Genomic DNA, 21,361 nt, shown 5'->3' on the forward strand with positions numbered 1-21,361 from the left:
GAGGATAGCTGAAGTCCGGCCATCGACGGCCACTTAAGGAGCTATTTCCACCTTTTCCGCATGCCAGTGTCCATTTTTCCATTTCACTCTTATCTTGATGCTCTCCACCGATCCGAACCGATGATCGCCGGCTTGGAAGGAAAAGCACTGCTTGGCATAAACAGCGGCTCCAAAAAAATAATGAACCGGAACGATGGAAATGATCTCATGTTTGTTCGGCTCATAGCGGTAAGGCGACTGCACCAAACCGCGCTTCAGCGGATTCAGCTTGTCGTAGGCCTGTTCGTTCATGTAGGGAGCGAAGTTTATATTCGTTTGCATTCCAATCGTCATTATTTTTTGGACGCCGTTCCTTATCCATATGAAGCCCGCGGTATATGCGGACAGGAATAGGAGCAGCAAGACAAGGAGCAGCGAGAGTTTCTTTTTCACCACGATCATTCCTCCCATGCTCTCAAGAACGCAAGGCAGTTCGACAAGGTTGCGCACTCCATGACAAAAAACCGCCATAGGGCGGCGGTAAATTGGAAGCGGAGCTTGACCCCCGCATGGCGCAAGCCATAGGAGCAATAGGAGATTCTTATCCTGAACGGCACCCTCGTCTTGCTTTCCTGTCCGTACCTTTCCCAAGCCTGAGTCAGTTGTTGAACAAGCTCCGATACTCCGTCGGCGTCATGCCTTCATGCTCCTGGAACCGCTTGTTGAAATAGCTGGCGCTCGGATATCCGGCCCGCACGGCAATGTCTCCGATGTTGTCGTCCTTCCGCTCCAGCAGCTGCTGCTTCGCCATCTGCAGCCGGGCGCGCGTCACGAAGTCCGATGGCGTCATCTGCATGGCGCTCTTGAACAGCTTGCAGAAATAATGCGGGCTCACCTCCGCCCGATCCGCCCATTCCTGAAGGATGAACGGCTTCGCCGCCTCCTGCTGCATGAGCGGCAGCAGGCCGATGACGCGGCTCTCCGCCGGGCTCGTGCGCCCGGAAGTCAGGCTGACCGCCTGCTGCACGAACTCCGCGAGCACCGCATACGTCAGAGTGGACAGCAGCGCCGGCCGGGTCATGCTGTTCGCTTCGGCTTCCTGGAGCAGCGCGAGATGCGCCTCCTCCCAAGCAGCGGGCTGGCGCAGCTTCCACAGATTGTTCTTGTGGAAGCCCCTTTCGATCATATAATCATGAAGTGTGCCGCCATAGAAATGGATCCAGCGCACATCCCACGGCTCCTCGGTACTGCTGTAATACCGCTGGCGCTGCAGCGGAAAATACAGAACCGCCTCGCCCCGTTCCAGCTCGTGGAGCTTGCCCTCCACCTCCACATATCCCCGCCCGGAAGCGACATAATGGATGTTGAAATTGTTCAGGGCGCCCGCTTCCCTCAGCACCGAGTGCGTGGGATATTCGGTGTATCTGCCGACCGATTCCGGAAAGACGAAGTACGGAAGATCCGGCCAGGTCAATAAATGGGCCTGCCGCTCCAATGAAATCTCCTCCATGACAATATTGTTCTAATGCCCTTCAAAATATTATTATTTTTATTCTATCTTTCATTTCATATAATGACAATATAATCGTAGTTGTTGAAGGAGGAGATGTTTGGGCCATGAACGGGAAGCTGAAATGGGGCATTTTGAGCACCGCATCGATCGCAAGGGGCTCGGTCATTCCGGGCTTGATGAAGTCCGAGCTTAATGAAGTCATTGCCATTGCAAGCCGCGATGAAGGCAAAGCCCGCGAGACGGCGGATGAATTCGGAATTTCCGGATCGTATGGCAGCTATGAGGAGCTTCTTGCCGACGATGAAGTCCAGGCGGTCTACATTCCGCTGCCCAACCATCTGCACCGGGAGTGGGCGATCCGCGCCATGGCTGCGGGCAAGCATGTGCTGTGCGAGAAGCCGATCGCGCTGACCTCGGCCGAAGCGGAAGAAATGGCTGCAGCGGCGGCCGCGAACGGCGTCATTCTCGCGGAAGCCTTCATGTACCGCCATCATCCCCGCTACGAGACGATCCGCAGCATCATCGATTCCGGCAAAATTGGCGATCTGAGAAGCATCCACGGCACGTTCACGTTCAACAGCTCCAACAGCTCCGGCAACGTCCGATTCAACAAGGACTGGGGAGGCGGTGGCCTCTACGACGTCGGCTGTTATCCCATCACGGCAGCCAGGCTCCTGCTCGGCCAAGAGCCGGAGGCCGTAACCGTCAGGGCTTTGTTCTCACCGCAGCACGGCGATGTCGACATGATGGCTTCGGGACTGCTGGAATTCCCGGGCGGCCTGGGCGTTACCTTCGACTGCGGCATGTGGGGCGCCTTCCGCAATACGCTCGAGGTGCTCGGTACCGATGGCATCATCGAGGTTCCTTCCGCTTTCATCGCTCCGGAGGACAGCGGAGCCCATTTCTACGTCACCGTCAATGGACAGCGGGAAGAAGTAGCAGTTCCTCATATCAACCATTTCTCGCTGGAATGCGATGATTTTGCCCGAACGGTGCTGAACGGAGAGCCGCAGAAATTCCCGCCGCAGGACGCGGTCCGCAACATGCGCGTTCTGGAAGCCTGCCTGCAATCCGCGCGAGAGAACAAGCGCATCGTCCTGCAACCGGTTGCAACCCACTAACAAGGAGGAAAATAACCATGAAAACGATCCTCATTCCAGGAACCGACAAGCCCGTCTCGATTCTGATGAAGGGCTCCGATTACTTTACTCATGACCAGTACGAGAAAGCGGCGGCCAATCTCGACGCCTTCCTCGCCATCGGCGGAAATGCCGTGGATACGGCGCACATCTATTCCGGCGGCCAAAGCGAAGAAGTTCTGGGCCGCTACATGGAAGAGCGCGGCAACCGAGATGATCTCGTCATCCTGACGAAGGGCGCCCATCATGACCATACCGGTCCCCGCGTGAACCGCCAAGCGATCAACAGCGATCTCATGACGAGCCTGGAGCGGCTGCGCACGGATTACGTGGAGCTGTATGCGCTTCACCGGGACGATCCCTCCACGCCTGTCGGCGAAATCATCGAAGTCCTCAACGAGCATATCGAAGCCGGACGCATCGGCGCGATCGGCGGCTCCAACTGGACCTGGCAGCGCCTGCAGGAAGCCAACGAATATGCAGCCGCGCACGGCCTTGCCGGCTTCACCTTCAGCAGCCCCAACCTGAGCCTCGCCAAGGTCAACGAGCCGTTCTGGCACGGCTGCGTGTCGGCCGACGCGGAAACGCTGCAGTGGCATGAGCGGCAGCAGCTGCCTCTGCTGTCCTGGTCCTCTCAGGCGCGCGGCTTCTTCACCGGCCGCTTCTCGCCCGAGGTGCGCGACAACGACGATATCGTCCGCGTCTTCTACAGCGACGACAACTGGGAGCGCCTGCGCCGCGCCGAGCAGCTGGCCAAGGACAAGGAAGTCACGGTCATTCAGATCGCTCTGGCTTATGTGCTCAATCAGCCTTTCCCGACCTGCGCGCTGATCGGCGCCCAGAATGCGCAAGAGCTCCGCTCTTGCCAGGAAGGGACATCCATCAAGCTCACTCGCGCCGAGCTGGATTGGCTGGATCTTACCGCCGCGAGCGTCGCGGGAAAAGAATAGGCAGACGCCGCTGACGCGGCTTCCTCCTCCTGCAAGCGGCGGAAGTTAAGCCTGCAAGAAAGAGAACAAGGGACGAAGCCGAGGATCCTGCTCGGCTTCGTCTCTTTTGCGCGTCCGCTCGGCCGCCCGTCTACATGGGAAAATCTCCATCCAAAGATTTTGCCTATCGACGATGCAATGCTGAAGCTGCGAATAGAGTGGAAACGCTTTAAATCCGCTGCCGATCATCCGGTTCCCGATTGGAACCTTGCCACAATAGGCTTATAATAGAATAGATTTCATGTTCATCTACTCTATTTCTATGGGGGTTCCTATGCTACCTACTCAACAGCAGCTGGAAAACTATGCCGACATCATCGTCCGCGTCGGCGTGAACGTGCAGCCGAATCAGAAAGTCGTCGTCATGGCTCCGATCACCGCCGCGCCTCTCGTCCGTCTGGTGTCGTCCAGAGCGTATGCGGCCGGTGCCCGCGACGTCCACGTCGAATACAACGACGAGGAGCTGACCCGCATCCGCTTCAAGCAGGCGCCGGAGGAAAGCTTCTCGGAGTATCCGGCATGGCGCTCCAATGCCATGAAAGGGTTCGCCGACGAAGGCGCCGCCTTCATCCAGATCTACTCCCCGAACCCGGACCTGCTGAGCGATATCGATCCGGACCGGATGGCGACCAACTCCAAGACGGCATCCACCGCTCTCGCTCCTTACCGCAATGCGCTGATGAATCACGAGAACGCCTGGACGCTCGTATCCTACGCCACTCCGGAATGGTCGGCCAAAGTATTCCCTGGCATTCCAGCCGACGAAGCGGTCCAAAAGCTGTGGGAAAGAATCATCGACGCGACCCGGATCGGCCTCGAAAATCCGGTCGCCGCATGGGACCAGCATAATGCCACTCTGCTGTCGATGGTCGACCGGCTCAACGCCAAGAATTACGCGGAGCTCCGCTATACGGCTCCGGGCACAGATCTGACGATCGGCCTGCCGGAAGGACATCTCTGGCTCGGAGGCGGCAAGAAAAATGCGCGCGGAGTCATGTTCAATCCGAACATGCCGACGGAGGAAGTGTTCACGATGCCGCACAAAGACCGGGTGAACGGAACCGTTCGCAGCACGAAGCCGCTGAACTACAACGGGCAGGTCATCGACGGCTTCTCCTTGACGTTCAGGGACGGCAAGGTCGTCGAGTTTTCCGCCGAGCAAGGCTACGAGACGCTGTCCAAGCTGCTCGCGACCGACGAAGGCGCCGTGCAGCTCGGCGAAGTCGCGCTTGTGCCGAACGATTCCCCGATCTCGAATTCCGGCATTACCTTCTTCAATACTCTGTACGACGAGAACGCGTCCTGCCATCTCGCTCTCGGCCAAGCCTATCCGGTCAACCTGGAAGGCGGCACCGACCTCTCTCCCGAGGAGCTGGCTGCCCGCGGCTCCAACCGCAGCCTCGTCCATGAGGACTTCATGATCGGCTCGCCGGTGATGGACATCGACGGCGTCACGCAGGACGGCAAGGTCGAGCCGATCTTCCGCGCCGGCAACTGGGCTCTCTAGGTTCAAGGAAGCCGGCCTATGAGGCCGGTGCAGCATCATAGGAGACTACAAAAAGCAATCCGGAAGCCAGGCTTCCGGATTGCTTTTTGTTTTCCGCGGCGATTGGAAATGAATCAGTGCTGTTCAGCAGATGAATCGGCCGCATCATCACGCCGGCAGCCCGTGCTTCCATCCCTTACTTTGCTGGTGCTGTCTCCGGCATCGCTTCCGGACGGGAGCAGCTGCTCGCCATTTCGTAATGCCTGCCCTCGGCAGAGGCGTCATGGAAGCCGTGCATCGCCTCCAGCACATGATAGGCCATCTCGCCGCTGGCGCGATGCGGGATGCCTTCCGCGATGGAGCGGGCCAGATCGGCCACGCCGATTCCGCGGTTGTTGTCCGTGAAGCCATGCGTGAGCGGAATCTCTTCCGCCGCTCCTTCACCTTGCCGGCGCAGCCTTACGACGCCGCCGAAATTGTTCGGGTCCGGAACGAGCAGCGTGCCTGCCGTGCCGTAAATCTCGATATTCGGCAGCGTTCCCCCGACTGGGGTATCAAAGCTCGTAATGAGCGTGCCGACCGTGCCGTTCTCGAAGTCGATCACGCCGGCAATATGGGTCGGAACCTCGACGTCGATCACTTCCCCGCGCTTGGGCTCGCTGCGGACGGTCCGCTGCGGATGCGAGACGACCGCGGAGCCGGTCACCCTGCGGATCGGACCCAGCAGATTCACGAGAGCGGTCAGATAGTACGGGCCCATGTCGAACATCGGTCCGCCGCCCTTCTTGTAATAGAAGGCCGGATCGGGATGCCAGCCCTCGTGGCCGCCGCTCAGCATGAAGCCGACTGCGGCGATCGGACGGCCGATCGCTCCGTCGTCGATCAGCTTGCGGCAGGTCTGGATGGCGCCGCCGAGGAAGGTTTCGGGAGCGCTGGCGACCCGAAGGCCTTTGCTGGCTGCCAGCTCAAGAACCTGGCGGCCTTCCTCCCGCGTGACGGCGAGCGGCTTCTCCACATACACATGCTTGCCGGCCTCCAGCGCCGCCAGGCAGACAGGAGCGTGCGCCTGCGGAATCGTCAGGTTGACGACGATCCCGATCTCCGGATCCGCGAGCAGCTCCTCGACCGAATAGGCATGAGGAATGCCGTACTCCTCTGCCATCGCGCGCGCTCTGGAGAGATCCATGTCGGCGCAGGCCGCCAGCTCCACCTCGGGATACTGCTTCAGGTTCGTGAAATAGATGCGGCTGATGTTGCCGCAGCCGATGACGCCGACTTTAATGGGGGTCATGTATTCGGGCCTCCTTAGGCTATCGTTGTTCTAGGCTTGCGGACGGGCGGCCCACAGGAAGCCCCGTCTCATCAGCTCGAGCACCTGCGGCATCTCGACAATATCGGCCTGATGGCCGAGCGTATTGTGGTAGACCCGTCCCCTGCCCCAGGTTTTGGTCCAGACGACCGGCATCTTGACGGCATCGAAATCCGTCGTGGCATGAACGGTGATGGCTGGATCTACGTGCATGTAGTATTTCTCCGAGGAAACCTCGAAATCTCCGATTCCCTCTGTCAAAGGATCGTCCGAGCGGCTCATGCTCACCTCGTATCTCACCCCGTCATTGCCGGGATGCGCGACCCATTGTCCGCCGACCATATGCTGATATTCGACTTCATTGCGGAAGGCGTCGCTCATCCCTCCGTGGCAGCCGGCGATGCCGCAGCCGGCCTGCACGGCATCCAGCAGCGGGCGCAGCTGCTCCTGCGCGATGCTGCCCATCGTCCAGATCGGGACGATCAGATCGAGCGAGGCCATCAGCTCCGCGTCCTTGAAGCTGTCCAGCGTATCCGAGACGACAACGTCGAATTGTTCCTTGCCCAGCAGCTCCGCGAAAATCGCGGCCACCTCTTTCGGCTGATGGCCGTCCCATCCGCCCTGCACGATCAATGCTTTTCTCACGGTGCACCCGCCTTTGTCCTCATATTGTTTTCGCGCTTCACGCTTCCTGCATTTCCTCGAGTCCTACCCAGCGGCGCTCCGCGATCGACCGGTCGACCGCCTCCAGCACCTCCTGGCATTTGACGCCGTCCACGAAGTTCGGCGAAGGCTGGCGGTCTTCATGAATGGCGGTGAACAGCTCCAGCATCTCATGCGTGAACGTATGCTCGAATCCGATCGTGTGCCCTGCCGGCCACCAGGCGTTGATATAGGCATGCGGCGCATCGGTGACGAGCACGCGCCGGAAGCCTTGCACATCGTCCGCATCGTCGGTGAAATACACCTGCAGCTCGTTCATCCGCTCGAAATCGAAGATGACGCTGCCTTTGCTGCCGTTGATCTCGAAGGAATTGGTGCTCCGATGCCCCGCCGCGAAGCGGGTCGCCTCGAAGCTGCCGAGCGCGCCGCCCTCGAAGCGGGCCAGGAACAGCGTCGCGTCATCTACCGTGACCGGACCGCGCGGAGCATCCTTGTCGCCCTTGGCGCTCAGCCCCGTCATCTCGGCGGCGACGGGCCGATCCTTGACGAAAGTCTCGCTCATGCCGATCACCTCGCTGAACTCTCCGACCAGATAACGGGCCATGTCGATCAGGTGCGCGCCGAGATCGCCATGGGATCCGGAGCCGGCGATATCCTTCTGCAGCCTCCACACGAGCGGGAAGTCCGGATCCAGGATCCAGTCCTGAAGAAACCAGGCGCGGAAATGATAGATTTGACCGAGCCGCCCTTCATCAATCAGCTTCTTGACGAGCTGCACGGCCGGCGAGAACCGGTAATTGAAGCCGACCATATGCTTGATTCCGGCTTGACGGGCCGCCGCCAGCATCTCCCTCGCATCCGTCAGGGACAGAGCCAGCGGCTTCTCGCAGAACAGATGCTTGCCGGCTGCCGCTGCGGCCAGCGCGATTTCCTTGTGCGCGTCGCTCGGAGCGTTGATGTCGATCAGGTCGAGATCATCCCGCTCGACGAGCCGCCTCCAATCCGTCTCGGCTTCCTCCCAGCCGAACTGGACGCGGGCCTGCTCGACGGCTGCGGCATCGCGGCCGCAAAGAACCTTCAGCTCCGGACCCGCGGGGGCATCCGGGAAAAACATCGGCAGCGCGCGATAGGCATTGCTATGCGCCTTGCCCATGAACTTGTAGCCAACCATCCCAACCTTGATCTTCTTCACCGACATCATCTCCTTCAATGGATTCTGTTGTCTGCATCAGCCTTCGCTTCAGGATCGGCCGGGCGGTATAACAGCGTCGAATCCCTCGCCGCCAGCCTCGTAGCCAGCATGAGCTCATGCGCAGGAACGATGCCGCCCTCCGCCTCGCCGATCGCCCGCAGCGCGGCCTGCCGGCCGACTTCGTCGAAAGGGACCGAGACGGAAGTAAGCTGCGGGCTCGTCATGGAAGCTCCGTCGGAGCCGTCATATCCAGCGAGCGCGTAATCTTTTCCGGCCTGGAGCCCTTTCTCCAGCAGCCCTTGCATGATGCCGATCGCCATCCGGTCGTTGCCGGCATACACGCTGTCGGCCTGTCCGCTCCGCAGCAGCTGCTCTACCCGAGAGGCAAGCGCCAGGCCGCTCTTGCGGCTGTACTTGCCTTCAAGAATGATGTCCTGCCGCAGCGGCAGATCCGCCTGCTCCAATCCCTCCACATAACCGGCATACCGATCCCCGCTGTTGGAATACTGCGCAGGACCGCCGACGAAGGCGATGCTGCGGCAGCCGAGTCCGCGCAGATGGGCTACCGTCTGCCGGCTCCCTGCGGCATGATCTCCGTCTACCGTCCGATGCTCCAGCCCTTCGAACCGCTGGCCTGCGACGGCGTAGGGATAACCGGCCGCCTCCAGCTCCTGCAGCGCCTCCCTCTCCCCCGGAACCTCGCTCGAGCCGAGCACGATGCAGGCATCTGCCTTGCGGGATCTGAACAAGCCGGCATACGGACTTGCGTCTCCCGGCTGCCGGAAGATCAGCAGCAGATTCAGCCCCCGCTCGCCGGCCGCAAGACCGATACCGCCGAGCAGCTGCGAGAAGTAGAAGGTGGAGAAGAGCGGCACGTTCGGCATGAACGGCAGCACGACGCCCAGGTTTCCGCTTCTCTTCTTCGCAAACTGCCTGGCGATGTCGCTAGGCACATAACCTAGCGCGTCCGCCGCCTCCATCACTTTGAGCCGGGTTGCCTCCTTGATCGGCCCCGTCCCGCTCAACACGCGCGACACGGTCGCCTCGGATACGCCCGCCAGCTTGGCGACTTCCGTCCTTTTCGTCATTCCCTAGCCTCATTTACTTCAATGATATGATCATGTACGCGTGTACATTTTTTCATGGAAACGCTCTTATGTCAATGCAATCCTGCGACATGACAACGATGAATGGCGCGGCGCGATGGCGAACACAAAAATCCCGGCATGGCCGGGGCGAATGAATCAAATGAACGGCATCTACCGGGAGGGAGGCGCGTGTGCCTATCCCGTCTTCCTGCCGAGCCGGATCCGCGGATCCAGCAGCAGATAGATCATATCGGCGATCCAGGAAAATAGGACGACGAGACCGGTGACGATGATGATAACGGCGATCAGCAGCGGATGGTTGCGCGATAGAGCGGCGTAAACCATCAGAGATCCGAGGCCTCTCCAATTGAACACGTTCTCGACGATGGCCGAGCTGCTGACCAGCATCGGCAGATCGATCGCGGCAAGAGTAACGACGGGGATCATGGCGTTTTTCAGCGCATGCACAAGGATGACCCGCCTTTCGGGAACGCCTTTTGCCCGGGCCGTCTGCAGATAGTCCAAAGGAAGCACCTCCTGCAGGCTGGAGCGGATGAACTTGAGATACACGGCGACGATGCCCAGCATCAAGGTCGCGACGGGCAGGATCATATGCTGAAGCAGATCCGGCAGGTCTCCTTCCATGCCGGGAGTATGCATGCTGCTGGGAGGAAGCCAGAGCAGATTCATGGCAAACAGCTGACGCAGCCAGATGCCGGCGGCGCTGGCGGGCAAGGCGAAGCCGGCAATCGCGAGCATGACCGCCGCCCGGTCCGACAAGCCGCCTGGCCGGCGGCTGTTGTAGACCGCCAGCGGAAACGCGATCATGAGCGCAAGAAGCCACGCGGTGCCGATCAGGATCAGGCTGTTCTGCGCATACTTCCAGATGTAGCCGCTGATCGGGTACATCTGGTAATCCAGGCCGAGCGCTCCATGGCGGAGACCTTTGAGCCAGGCCCAATACTGCTCCAGGAAGGGCAGATCGAGTCCGAGCGCATGCTTCTGGGCATTCACGAGCTGCTTCTGCTCCAGCGTCATTCCGATCGTCGACCACATGTCGCCCGGCATTTCATGAATCAGATAAAAGCATGAAGCGGACACGATCAAAAGGACGAGAATGGATTGAAGCGTTCTGCGAATCATGAATTCCCACATATCGGACCCCCGCTCGCCGCCTACAGATTGACGGTTTTCATGCCGTCCTCGGCGTACCGCTCGCCATGGGCCGCTCCGCGCGGGGCGACCTCCTCGATCCGGCTCCGCTCTTCATCGGTCAGCCCGATATGGACCGCTCCGATGTTCTCCTCCAGGTAGCTGCGGCGCTTCGTCCCCGGAATCGGAACGATGTCGTCGCCTTGCGACAGCAGCCAGGCAAGCGCCAGCTGGGAAGGCTTGCAGCCTTTCGCCGCCGCGATGTCGCGGACCCGGTCCACCAGCTCCAGATTCCTGCCGAAGTTCTCTCCCTGGAAGCGGGGAGAGTGGCGGCGGTAATCGTCCTGCGGCAGATCGTCGAACGCTTGGATCTGGCCGGTCAGGAAACCTCTGCCGAGCGGCGAATAGGGAACGAAGCCGATGCCGAGCTCGCGGCAGAGCGGGAGAATCTCGTCCTCGACATCCCGGCTCCATAGGGAATATTCCGTCTGAAGCGCAGAGATGGGATGCACGGCGCTGGCGCGGCGGATCGTATCCGGAGCGGCTTCCGACAGGCCTAGGAAGCGGACTTTGCCTTCCTTGACCAGCTCCGCCATCGCGCCGACCGTCTCCTCGATCGGCGTATCGGGATCAACCCGATGCTGATAGTACAAGTCGATATGATCGGTTCCAAGACGCCGCAGGCTGGCTTCGCAGGCCGCACGGACATAGTCGGGACGGCCGCTCACCCCTAGCCTTGTCCCGTCCTCCGCTCTGCGGATGCCGAACTTGGTCGCAATGGCCGCGTCGTACCTTCTGCCTTTGACGGCTTGCCCGACCAGTTCTTCATTGGCCCCGACGCCGTACATGTCCGCCGTGTCCAGGAGCGTGACGCCAAGCTCCAGCGCGCGGTGGATCGTGGAGATCGACTCTGCTTCGTCCCGGCCGCCGTAGAAATCCGACATGCCCATGCAGCCGAGCCCCAGCGTCGATACTTCCAAACCTTCTTTTCCCAGCATCCGTTTTTGCATGCAAACCTCGCCTCCCATTCATTTTGCAAAACCGATTAGCGGCCTCTCCTTCCGGACCGTCCATGCGCCGTCCAATTCGTCATGCTGGAGCTTCCGTCATGCAAGAGCTTCCATCATGCTGGAGCTTCCGTCATGCTAGAGCTTGCTCTGCCTGTCCTTCAGCAAATCGCGGATTTCGATCAGCAGCTTCTCCTCTCCCGTCAGGACGGGATCCTGCCTCTTCGGCTGCTCTTCTACATGATGCCGCTTGCGCTTGAGGCCGGTAAGCAGCCGGATGAACAGGAAGATGGAGAAGGCAACGATGAAGAAGTCGATCACGCTCTGAAGGAACAATCCATACGCAAGCTTCGTATCCCCGAACGTCGCCTCAAGTCCGGATACATCGACGCCTCCGAACAGCATGCCGATCAGCGGCGTCAGGATGTCCGCCACGAGCGAGCTGACGATCTTGCCGAAGGCCGCTCCGATGATGACGGCGATAGCGAGGTCCAGAATGTTGCCTTTAAGTGCGAATGCCTTGAATTCCTTCCACAAAGGGGCCACCACTCCTCTTCAAATATAGTCGATTTCCCACGTCCTTCCATTTTAACTCCATTCGGCTTTTGCCGCCAGATACATATCCAACGGAAAGCCGGCGTAAGGTAGCACATAACGGCTGAGCCTGAGCCTGCCATCGGAAAAGGAGTCCATGCCATGAAGAATGAGCAGCAATCCCTGCCTGTCCCCGAGCCGATGCGCCCGGATGGAGCCGGCGGGCCCGACAAAGGACCCCGCAACCTCATGCGCGATGTGCAAAATCCCGATCTGCTCGTCCCCCCGCCAACGGACAACGGCCTCATCCCGAATCTGAGATTCTCCTTCTCGGATGCGCATATGCAGCTGAACCAGGGCGGATGGTCGCGCGAGGTGACCATTCGGGAGCTCCCAACAGCGACAACGCTTGCCGGGGTCAATATGAGCCTCATTCCGGGAGGAGTCCGCGAGCTCCACTGGCATCAGCAGGCCGAATGGGCCTACATGCTCCTCGGAAGCGCCCGGATTACCGCGATCGATTGGCAGGGCCGCAATTTCATCGCGGACGTCGGCCCCGGAGATCTGTGGTACTTTCCGCCGGGGCTGCCCCATTCCATCCAAGGGCTGGAGGAAGGCTGCGAGTTCCTGCTCGTCTTCGACGACGGCCATTTCTCGGATCTGAACACCCTCTCCATCTCCGATTGGTTCGCCCATACGCCCAAGGACGTGCTGGCCGAGAACTTCGGCGTTCCGCCGAGCGCGTTCGATTCCATTCCGCCCGGACAGGTCTACATCTACCGCGATCAGGTGCCGGGTCCGATCCAAAGCCAGGAAATTCAATCGCCTTACGGCACCGTCCCGTTTCCTTTCAAGCATTCGCTGCTGGCACAGACCCCTCTCACGACACCGGGCGGCAGCGTGAGGATCGCGGACTCGACGAACTTCCAGGCATCCAAGACGATCGCGACCGCGCTGGTCGAAGTCAAGCCGGGAGGCATGCGCGAGCTGCATTGGCATCCAAATCAGGACGAATGGCAGTATTACCTGGCAGGACAGGGCCGAATGACCGTATTCGCCGGCGGCGGCAAAGCCCGCACCTTCGACTACCGGGCTGGAGACGTCGGCTACGTTCCCTTCGCCTTCGGCCATTACATCCAGAACACCGGAACCTCCACGCTCTGGTTTCTGGAAATGTTCCGCAGCAGCCGCTTCGAGGATATTTCCCTGAATCAATGGATGGCGCTGACGCCCCGCCAGCTCGTCAAGAGCAATCTCCATGTCGGAGACGAGGTCATCGATTGCCTGCGGCAAGTCAAATGGCCCGTCGTTCCCGGACCGGAAAAGGAGTGAGGATCAAATGAATCCCGAGCGCCCAGGCAGCCCCGATTTCTTTGCGCAGCATCAATCTGCCTGGATTCCTGCTTATCCGCCTTGGCCTCCAGTCCGCAGACCGTACCGGAACGGCAGCCTGCAAAGCGAGCCTGCGCCGAGCCTGACCTTCGTCCTCATCCATGGCTCCTGGGCGGACGCCAGCTATTGGAGCGAGGTTGCCGCCGAGCTGCGGAAGCATGGCCACCGCGTTCATGTGCCGGAATATCCCGGACATGGCCCGGATTACAACCCGGGCCTGACCCACGAGGCCATAACCCGGGCGGTGGCGGCATACATCACGGGCTGCGGCCTGTCCGATGTCCAGCTCGTCGGCCACAGCTTCGGGGGAAGCGTCATCCAGAAAACCGCGGAGCTCGTGCCTGACAGAATCCGCAGGATCATATTCATGAACGCGTTCGTGCTGGGAGACGGCCAATCGATCGCAGATCAGCTCCCGCCTCCCATACAGCAATCGTTCATGCAGCTTAGACAATCGTCTCCGGACGATACGATCATGCTGCCTTATCCGCTGTTCAGGGAAACCTTCGCCAATCTGGCCGACAAGAGGCTCGCGGATCATCTGTACAGCAGAATCGTTCCAGAGCCGGCAAAACCTCTATTCGAGAAGCTCGACCTGAAGAAATTCTATGCGCTCGAAATTCCGAGAAGCTACTTGTATCTCACGACCGACGGCGTGCTGCCGCAAGGCGAAGGATACGGCTGGCATCCTCATATGTCCGGACGGCTCGGTGTCTTCCGGCTCATCAAAACAGAGGGCGACCATATGTCCACCGTCAAAACCGCCCCGGCGCGCATCGCGGCCAGCCTATACGAAGCAGCCAGGGATTGACGGAAGCGGCGTAGCCATCTCCTCCAGCTGCCGGCAAGTGCAACCGGTGAGTGCAGCCGGCAAGTACACCGGCAAATGCAGTCGGCAAGAACACGGGCGAGAGCAGCCTGCCAGACTGGCCGAGAGTCCCTTTGGGGACCTTTTTTAGTTGGATGCCTTTCGCAATCTTGCGCTCCTATCCGGGATGCCGCACAAACGCGCTCGAAGGGGTTATACTGATGAAGGAGGTGATTCTGATGCGGACAACGGATTCAATCGGCTTCGAGCCGCGGGAAGACGGCGGCGGCAGTTCTCTCGGAGAGCCGCAGCTGCTTGGCGACAGTGAATGGGAAGCCGTGGCCGCATGCGACGTCTCGAGAGACGGGGAATTTTTCTACGCGGTCAGGACGACCGGCATCTTCTGCAGGCCGTCCTGCCGATCCAGGCTGCCGAACCGGGAGAACGCCGGCATGTTCCGAACGTTCGGCGAAGCGCTCGCCGCCGGCTACCGCCCTTGCAAGCGATGCAGGCCGACGGGAGAGCTTGTGCCTGACGAGGACTGGATTGCCCTGGCCCAAAGATTCATCCGCGCCCATTATGCCGAGCGCCTGACTCTGGAGGCTCTCGCAGCAGCATGCCACGGCTCGCCGTTCCACCTCCACCGGACGTTCCATAAGATCGTGGGCGTTACGCCCGTTGAATATATCCAGCAGGTTCGGGCCGAAGCCGCCAAGGAGCTGCTGCTGTCCACGGAGCTGCCTGTCGCTGCCGTAGGCAAGCGCTGCGGCTGGCCCAACACGCCTTATTTCACGACCTTGTTCAAAAAAATGACGGGCTTGACTCCGGCTGCCTATCGCCGGAATGCCGCAGACAGGAAAGAGGAAGAGATCCATGAGCACACAAAATGAAGCCATCGTCTACTGGTCCCTGCTCCATCATGATGATTGGGAGCTTCATCTGGCCGCAACCGAGGAAGGATTGGCATTCGTCGGCTCGCGGGACGGAGGGGAAGCCGAAATGACGGCTTGGACAAGCGCCCGCATGCCTGGAGCGAGGCTCGTTCGAAGCGAGGAGAAGCTTCGGCCCTATGCGGACGAGCTGCTTCAATACTTGGAGGGCAGGAGCGATGCGTTCACGCTGCCGTTCGCGATGAGCGGAACGCCGTTCCAGCTCGCGGTTTGGGAGGCGCTCAAGAGCATTCCTTATGGAGATACCGAATCGTACTCCGGAATCGCGGAGCGCATCGGCAGGCCTTCCGCAGTCCGGGCCGTCGGCGCCGCGATCGGCGCCAACCCCGTGCTGATCGCCGTGCCTTGCCACAGGGTCATCGGCAAGGGCGGAGCGCTTACCGGCTACCGGGGCGGCATGGAAATGAAGACGAAGCTGCTGGAGCTGGAGCGCGAAGCGAAGGGCATATAATCGTGGGATGGCAAAGAAAAAACAACGCCTCGGGACATGGAAACGGTCCCGGGGCGTTGTTTTTTTCACTTCATTCCTCTATGCACATAGACCTCCTCGGCCAGCATGATAGGCACAGCTCGCCCGAGGAAAAACAAAAGCGGGCCGCATCGCGGCCCGCCCAATCCTACTTCACGCTCATGTACCGTTCATACGCGGCTGTGCGGATCTTGATCAGCTGATCCAGCTTCATGTCGTTCAGCTTCTTGATGTAGGCATCCCATTCGGCATCGATGTTGCCCTTCGTCACCCACTGGGCGCGCATCGTCGCCGCATAACCGTCGATGTCGGTCGTCAACGTCGGCAGCTCCTGGAATTCCTCCGCGCTGTACATGACGTTCGGGAACGGCGTCGTCACGTATTCGCTGCCCAGCTTGTCGATCTCCAGCTTCAGGCCGTCGCCGGTCTTCGGATTGAGCACGATGTTCTTCTCGAAGGAAGGGCTCACGTACTTCGGTCCGAAGTCGCGGACCGACTGCTCCCAGTACCAGGCGTCGGCGCTCGTGCCGCTAGGAGGGTCCATCAGCGTGTACGTGCCGTTGTCGTTCTTCTGGATGACGGTGCCGATCGCTCCCCAGAAGTTCTGGATGCCGGCTTCGTTCGTGTAGAACTGATCCGCCCAGCGCGCGGCGATCTCCGGCTGCTTGCAGGAGGCCGTGATGAGCAGCTCGTTGCGGTACAGGCTCATGCCGACCGGAATGCCGGACTGATATCTCTTGCCGTCCGGTCCTGCGAGCGGCGGAATCGTGACGTACTGGTCCTTCCATTTGCCGAACACGGCGTCCGGAGTCCACTGGTAGGAGAAGCCGACGATCGGCGCATCCGCGTTCTGCTGCTTGGCCGAGGTCATCGTGGCGTCCTGCGTGAACATCTCCTTGTCGATGAGGCCCGCCTCATACAGCTTGTTGGCCCACTTCAGCCCTTCCTTGTATTCCTCTGTCACCGGGTAATAGACCGGCTTGCCGTCCTTGACGAGCATGTTGTTGCCGTTCGGATCGGTGATGCCGAACGGATTGAGGAAGTCCATGCTCAGCCCTTTCTCGGTATACGGAATCTCGTCGTTCTTGCCGTTGCCGTTCGGATCCTGCTCCTTGAACGCCTTGAACACGTCGTAGAGGTCGTCGATCGTATCCGGCACCTTGAGGCCGAGCTTATCCAGCCACGTCTTGTTGATGACCGGCTGGAACTTCGTTTTCGGACGGGACGGCAGTCTTGCCGGCATGGAATAGATTTTGCCGTCCGGGAACGTGCTCAGCTTTTTCAGCTCCGGCGTTTCCTGCAGCGCGGCCTTCAGGTTCGGCATGTAGGAATCGATGTATTCGTCCAAAGGGCGGAAGTAGCTCAGATTGTTGACGATGTCGGAGTCCGAGAACGCGAGATCGCCGAAAATGATGTCCGGCAGCGTGCCGCTGGCGAGCATGATCGACTTCTGCTCGTTCCAGTCGTTGGAGGACATGACCTGCCATTGTATCTTCACATTCGTATTTTTCTCCAGATCGATCATCCACTGGTTCTTCGTGAACGTGTCGCCCATATTGCCCCAGCGGACGGTCAGCGCCTTGAGCGTTACCGGCGTCTTGACGATCGGCAGGCCTTCCTTGTTGAACTCGTCGCCCTTCACGGCTGCGGCCTTGTCTCCCCCGCCGCCGCTGCAGGCGGTCAGCCCGACCAGCAGCGCTCCGGATAGCAGCGCGGCCATCATGGTTTTAGATGCGGAACGGTAACCCATCTTTCATTCCCCCCGATTTGATTGTTGTCTCGAATCACATGCCGGTCAAGCCGATTGCTCATTCCTTCACGGCGCCGATCATCACCCCCTGATTGAAATACTTCTGTACGAACGGGTACAGCAGCATGATCGGAACGGTAGAGACGATGATGACGGAATACCTCATCAGGCTGGCCAGCCTGAGCGCGATCTGCGCCGCCTCCCCGCTTCCCATGCCGGACTGCATCTGATTGGTGATCAGGATGTTGCGCAGGATGAGCTGCAGCGGGTACAGGTCGGGATTCTTCAGATAGATCAGCGCATTGAAGTAGGAGTTCCAATACCCGACGGCGATCCACAATCCAAGCACGGCGACAATCGCCTTGGAGAGCGGCAGCACGACCTGCGCGAAGTATCTCAGATTGCCGCAGCCGTCGATCTGCGCCGCTTCCCATAGATCGCCCGGAATGCTCGTCTGGAAGAACGTCCGGGCTACGATGATGTTGTAGGCCGACACGGAGAAGGGGAGCACCATGACGAGAAAGGTGTTGTACATATGGAAGTCGCGGACCGTCAGGAAGATCGGAATGAGGCCTCCGCTGAAAAACATCGTGAAAATGAAATAAAGGGACAGGATCTTGCGCCCGGGCAGGTCTCTGCGCGACAGCGCATAAGCCGCGGACAGGTTGACCGCCAGGCCGATCGCCGTGCCGGCTGCCGTATACAGGATCGTGTTGCGGTAGCCGATCCAGATGTTGGCATGCTTCAGCAGCTCCTTGTACCCGTCCAGCGTGAAGCCGCTCGGCCAGAGCCATACTTTGCCGCCGGCAACCGAGGACGGATTGCTGAAGGAGGCGATGACGATAAAATAGAGCGGATACATAAGCACGACCAGCATCAGGACGGCGAGTCCGTACAGAACCGCCTCCAGGACGGCATCGGAAGAGCGGGTGTTGACGCCTCCGGCCGTTTTGGCCGCAACAGCGGCATTCCGTGTCTCCATCATGAATTCCTCCGGCTTACCACAAGCTGTTGCTGCTTGTTTTTTTGGCGATTTGATTGACGATGATGAGCAAGGCGAAATTGATGACCGTATTGAACAGGTTGATCGCGGAGGAGAAGCTGTACTGGCTGCTGAGCAGGCCGATCTTGTACACATAGGTGGAGAGGATCTCGCTCGAGGTGATGTTGAGGTCGTTCTGCATCAGGTATACCTTTTCAAAGCCTACCCCTAGCAGCCCGCCGACCCGCAATATGAGCAGCGTCACGGCAGTCGGAAGCAGCATCGGAATATCGATGAAGCGGATCTTCTGCCAGCGGCTCGCTCCGTCGACAGTCGCAGCCTCGTAGAGGCTCGGATCGACCGCCGACAGCGCCGCGATATAGATGATGCTGTCCCAGCCGGCATGCTGCCACACATCCGACCAGACATAGACGCTGGTGAACAGGCCCGAGGAGCCCATCAGATCGGGAGGCTCCGCTCCGAACAGGGCGTACAGATTGCCGAGCAGGCCTGTGCTTGGCGAGAATAGAATGAGCATCAGCCCCACCATGACGACCGTCGAGATGAAATGCGGCATGTACGTCACCGTCTGGAAGAAGCGCCTGAACCGGTTGGCCCGCATCTGGTTCACCATGAGCGCCAGCGCGATCGGTATCGGGAACGTGGCCATGCTGTACAAGCTGATGACCAGCGTATTCCGGATTGTATTGTCGAACTGATACGATTGGAAAAATTTCTCGAAGTACTTGAATCCCGCCCATGGACTGTCCATGATTCCGAGCGCAGGACTGTAATCCTTGAACGCGATCACGACGCCGTACATCGGCTTGTACGCGAAGAGCAGCGTCAGGATAAACGCGGGCAGCAGCAGCACATACAGCCCCGCTCCCCTTCTGATCTGCCTGACCGTCCGTCCCGTCGTTCCGGCTTGACCGGATGCCATCTTCATTCCCCCCTTGCAGCGGCTCTGTCGCTGTCCCTCTTGAACTCCTCCAGTATAGCTCCGTCCATGGAGCGGACGGCGGACCTGAAGGACCGTTATCCGGACTTCCGAGGATCGCCAGGCGGAATCCGCCCGCCTTCATCCCGCGCCGCCATGCGGTTATCCGGACTTGTTTTTGCGCTATCCGGACTTTGGCTTTTCGCGCCGCCGACAAGCATCCATTTTCTGGACAAAAACCTCTATACTAGAAATAAAGCGCATTCAAGATCGGAAGAACGGAAAGGAATGGAGCCTCCCGCCTATGAATCCATCCAACCGGAAAAAGCCCTACCCTATCATCCATTATGTCAGGCTGCTCGTGTTCCTCTCGTTCCTGGCTCTTGCGCTCGACCTTGTCATCAGCGTCATTTCCATGTCGCTGGTCAAGCAGCAATCCACGAACAATGTCCAGGATACGGCCGACCTCTATGTCAGCCGGATCGACCATGACTTCGCCTACATCAACCATTACATGGGCTGGACGCTGGCCAATGACGAGACGATCACGGACATGAACGATTATCCGGACAACAGCACCGAATTCCTGAAGGCTCAGGAGAAGCTCTTCAAGCGGTTCACCGAGCTGACGAAAAACTACGAGCAGGAATACAACTTCTTCTATTACTTGAAGAGCCGGGACTTGTTCCGGAACTGCGCGCCGATGGGGATATCCTACGGGCATTTTCTCGAGCTGAAGCAGCAGATCCGATCGCTGACGGAAGACAAGGGGGTCTATGAGAACTATTACTCCAAATGGACGCCGCTTACGGTAAGAGGAATTTCCTACATCGTCAATATCGTCCCCTACCATGACCGCTACCTGGTCGGGCTTGTCTCGGCGGACAATATGATCCGGCCGCTCCGGCAGATCAATCTCGGGGCCAGCGGGTACGCGTCGCTGGTCGACGAGGAGGGCGGCAGCCTGTCCGCTCCCCGGAGCGGCAGCCCGCCCGATGCCCGCAAGCCATTCTGGCTGAATCTGCTCCAGGCGCCGACCGTCGTGGACAGCAGCTTCAGCAACGCCACCTTCACCGCCGAGCTGGTCATCCACTACGGGGCGTTCGAGAAGATCATGATCGTGCAGCTGCTGATCATGCTGCTCTTCTTTCTCGTCACCTGCACGCTCAGCGCGTTCCTGTTCCTCTTCCGCAAGCAGGTGCTCGGGCCCGTCAAGAGCTTCTCCTACAATCTGGCCCGCATGTATGAGGACGGGGACTCCGGAGGAGCAAGCGCCGGAAGCCGCATCATCGAGCTGGAGCAGGCGAACGCGCAGTTCCGGGATCTCGTCGGGCAGCTCAAGAAATACAAGATCGAGATGTACGAGCAGGAGCTGGAGAAGAGGAGGATTCAGCTGGATTACATGAAGCTTCAGATCAACCCGCATTTCTTTCTGAACTGCCTGACGAGCATATACAGCATGGCGCAGATGGAGATGCACGAGGAGATCGAGAACATGTCGATGGCCACGACGCGCTACTTCCGCTATATCTTCCAGAGCGGAGACAATCTGGTCCTCCTCGAAGACGAGATCGAGCACGCCCGAATCTATCTGGATATCCAGCGATCCCGCTACCGGAGCGCCTTGTCCTATGCCATCTCCCGGCCGGACCATGCTTCGGGAGTGAAGATTCCTCCACTCGTCATCCAGACGTTCATCGAAAATGCCGTCAAATATGCGGTGTCGCGAGAGCGGGAGCTCAGCATCTCCATCACGGTGTCCATGCAGAGAAAGGAGGATGAGGATATGGCCGTCATCGTCATTGCGGACAGCGGCCCCGGATTTCCTTCCCCCATCCTGGAGCGGCTGCACAGCGGAGAAAGCCTCGATCAGGCAGGAGGCAACCGGATCGGCATCATGAACACGCTGCAGCGGCTGAAGCTGATGTACCGCGAGCGGGCGACGGTCGACTTTGCCAATGGAATCGACGGCGGAGCCCGCGTCACGATCGCGCTCCCCGCCGGCAGCGACTAATCCCA

At 59.6% G+C, this 21,361-nt stretch carries 20 protein-coding genes; 8 read left to right on the forward strand and 12 right to left on the reverse strand.

The features are described from left to right. Positions 1-33: 33 nt before the first annotated feature. On the reverse strand, positions 34-489 hold the full coding sequence (locus AC06G8_RS15320; protein WP_480283266.1) for a hypothetical protein: 456 nt from the start codon (positions 487-489) through the stop codon (positions 34-36). 148 nt (positions 490-637) lie between these two features. After that, a complete protein-coding gene (locus AC06G8_RS15325; RefSeq protein ID WP_447661583.1) occupies positions 638-1,474 on the reverse strand; it encodes a helix-turn-helix transcriptional regulator in 837 nt (278 codons plus the stop codon). 122 nt (positions 1,475-1,596) lie between these two features. Between AC06G8_RS15325 and AC06G8_RS15330 the strand changes: the two genes are divergently transcribed. The 3 genes from AC06G8_RS15330 (at position 1,597) to AC06G8_RS15340 (ending at position 5,127) form a co-directional block, all read left to right on the forward strand. After that, entirely contained in the window at positions 1,597-2,613 is a 1,017-nt protein-coding gene (locus AC06G8_RS15330; protein ID WP_480283267.1) for a Gfo/Idh/MocA family protein, read from the forward strand. Positions 2,614-2,630: 17 nt separating this feature from the next. Continuing rightward, the gene (locus AC06G8_RS15335) at positions 2,631-3,581 is read left to right on the forward strand and encodes an aldo/keto reductase (protein ID WP_480283268.1); all 951 of its coding nucleotides are present in this window, start codon (positions 2,631-2,633) and stop codon (positions 3,579-3,581) included. Positions 3,582-3,894: 313 nt separating this feature from the next. Further along, positions 3,895-5,127, forward strand: a complete 1,233-nt coding sequence (locus AC06G8_RS15340) for an aminopeptidase (RefSeq protein ID WP_480283269.1) — start codon at positions 3,895-3,897, stop codon at positions 5,125-5,127. A gap of 175 nt (positions 5,128-5,302) precedes the next feature. Here the strand turns inward: AC06G8_RS15340 and AC06G8_RS15345 are convergent, their stop codons facing one another. The 7 genes from AC06G8_RS15345 to mscL form a co-directional block, all read right to left on the reverse strand. Continuing rightward, a complete protein-coding gene (locus AC06G8_RS15345) occupies positions 5,303-6,397 on the reverse strand; it encodes a Gfo/Idh/MocA family protein (protein WP_480283270.1) in 1,095 nt (364 codons plus the stop codon). 30 nt (positions 6,398-6,427) lie between these two features. Further along, a complete protein-coding gene (locus AC06G8_RS15350) occupies positions 6,428-7,060 on the reverse strand; it encodes a ThuA domain-containing protein (RefSeq protein ID WP_447661588.1) in 633 nt (210 codons plus the stop codon). A 37-nt stretch (positions 7,061-7,097) separates the two neighbouring features. Then, positions 7,098-8,249 (reverse strand): Gfo/Idh/MocA family protein, encoded by a 1,152-nt coding sequence (locus AC06G8_RS15355; RefSeq protein ID WP_480285457.1) that lies wholly within the window; start codon positions 8,247-8,249, stop codon positions 7,098-7,100. 35 nt (positions 8,250-8,284) lie between these two features. Then, complete coding sequence (locus AC06G8_RS15360) at positions 8,285-9,358, reverse strand: LacI family DNA-binding transcriptional regulator (RefSeq protein WP_480283271.1); 1,074 nt, start codon at positions 9,356-9,358, stop codon at positions 8,285-8,287. 195 nt (positions 9,359-9,553) lie between these two features. Further along, positions 9,554-10,501 carry an ABC transporter permease gene (locus tag AC06G8_RS15365; protein WP_480283272.1) on the reverse strand — a complete coding sequence of 316 codons (948 nt, stop codon included), beginning with the start codon at positions 10,499-10,501 and terminating at the stop codon, positions 9,554-9,556. Positions 10,502-10,533: 32 nt separating this feature from the next. Then, on the reverse strand, positions 10,534-11,520 hold the full coding sequence (locus AC06G8_RS15370) for an aldo/keto reductase (RefSeq protein WP_480283273.1): 987 nt from the start codon (positions 11,518-11,520) through the stop codon (positions 10,534-10,536). A gap of 135 nt (positions 11,521-11,655) precedes the next feature. Further along, positions 11,656-12,054: a large conductance mechanosensitive channel protein MscL gene (mscL, locus tag AC06G8_RS15375; protein WP_447661592.1), complete on the reverse strand. Its 399-nt coding sequence runs from the start codon at positions 12,052-12,054 to the stop codon at positions 11,656-11,658. A gap of 159 nt (positions 12,055-12,213) precedes the next feature. Between mscL and AC06G8_RS15380 the strand changes: the two genes are divergently transcribed. The 4 genes from AC06G8_RS15380 to AC06G8_RS15395 all read left to right on the forward strand — a co-directional run bounded on the left by AC06G8_RS15380 (position 12,214) and on the right by AC06G8_RS15395 (position 15,652). Beyond that, positions 12,214-13,383: an oxalate decarboxylase family bicupin gene (locus AC06G8_RS15380; protein ID WP_480283274.1), complete on the forward strand. Its 1,170-nt coding sequence runs from the start codon at positions 12,214-12,216 to the stop codon at positions 13,381-13,383. 7 nt (positions 13,384-13,390) lie between these two features. Beyond that, positions 13,391-14,254 (forward strand): alpha/beta fold hydrolase, encoded by an 864-nt coding sequence (locus tag AC06G8_RS15385; RefSeq protein WP_480283275.1) that lies wholly within the window; start codon positions 13,391-13,393, stop codon positions 14,252-14,254. Positions 14,255-14,490: 236 nt separating this feature from the next. Next, positions 14,491-15,141 carry a bifunctional transcriptional activator/DNA repair enzyme AdaA gene (locus tag AC06G8_RS15390; protein WP_480283276.1) on the forward strand — a complete coding sequence of 217 codons (651 nt, stop codon included), beginning with the start codon at positions 14,491-14,493 and terminating at the stop codon, positions 15,139-15,141. Then, positions 15,125-15,652 carry a methylated-DNA--[protein]-cysteine S-methyltransferase gene (locus AC06G8_RS15395; protein ID WP_480283277.1) on the forward strand — a complete coding sequence of 176 codons (528 nt, stop codon included), beginning with the start codon at positions 15,125-15,127 and terminating at the stop codon, positions 15,650-15,652. The genes AC06G8_RS15390 and AC06G8_RS15395 overlap by 17 nt, the downstream gene beginning before the upstream one ends. Before the next feature lie 166 nt (positions 15,653-15,818). Here the strand turns inward: AC06G8_RS15395 and AC06G8_RS15400 are convergent, their stop codons facing one another. Genes AC06G8_RS15400 through AC06G8_RS15410 form a run of 3 tightly spaced genes read right to left on the reverse strand, consistent with a single transcriptional unit; the run spans position 15,819 to position 19,345 of the window. After that, positions 15,819-17,420 (reverse strand): type 2 periplasmic-binding domain-containing protein, encoded by a 1,602-nt coding sequence (locus AC06G8_RS15400; protein WP_480283278.1) that lies wholly within the window; start codon positions 17,418-17,420, stop codon positions 15,819-15,821. 58 nt (positions 17,421-17,478) lie between these two features. Continuing rightward, the gene (locus tag AC06G8_RS15405) at positions 17,479-18,405 is read right to left on the reverse strand and encodes a carbohydrate ABC transporter permease (RefSeq protein WP_447661598.1); all 927 of its coding nucleotides are present in this window, start codon (positions 18,403-18,405) and stop codon (positions 17,479-17,481) included. A 13-nt stretch (positions 18,406-18,418) separates the two neighbouring features. Beyond that, the gene (locus AC06G8_RS15410; protein WP_480283279.1) at positions 18,419-19,345 is read right to left on the reverse strand and encodes an ABC transporter permease; all 927 of its coding nucleotides are present in this window, start codon (positions 19,343-19,345) and stop codon (positions 18,419-18,421) included. 301 nt (positions 19,346-19,646) lie between these two features. Between AC06G8_RS15410 and AC06G8_RS15415 the strand changes: the two genes are divergently transcribed. Then, positions 19,647-21,356 carry a sensor histidine kinase gene (locus AC06G8_RS15415; protein WP_447661600.1) on the forward strand — a complete coding sequence of 570 codons (1,710 nt, stop codon included), beginning with the start codon at positions 19,647-19,649 and terminating at the stop codon, positions 21,354-21,356. Positions 21,357-21,361: the final 5 nt, after the last annotated feature.

Source organism: Paenibacillus sp. SJS-P3, from assembly GCF_056711585.1.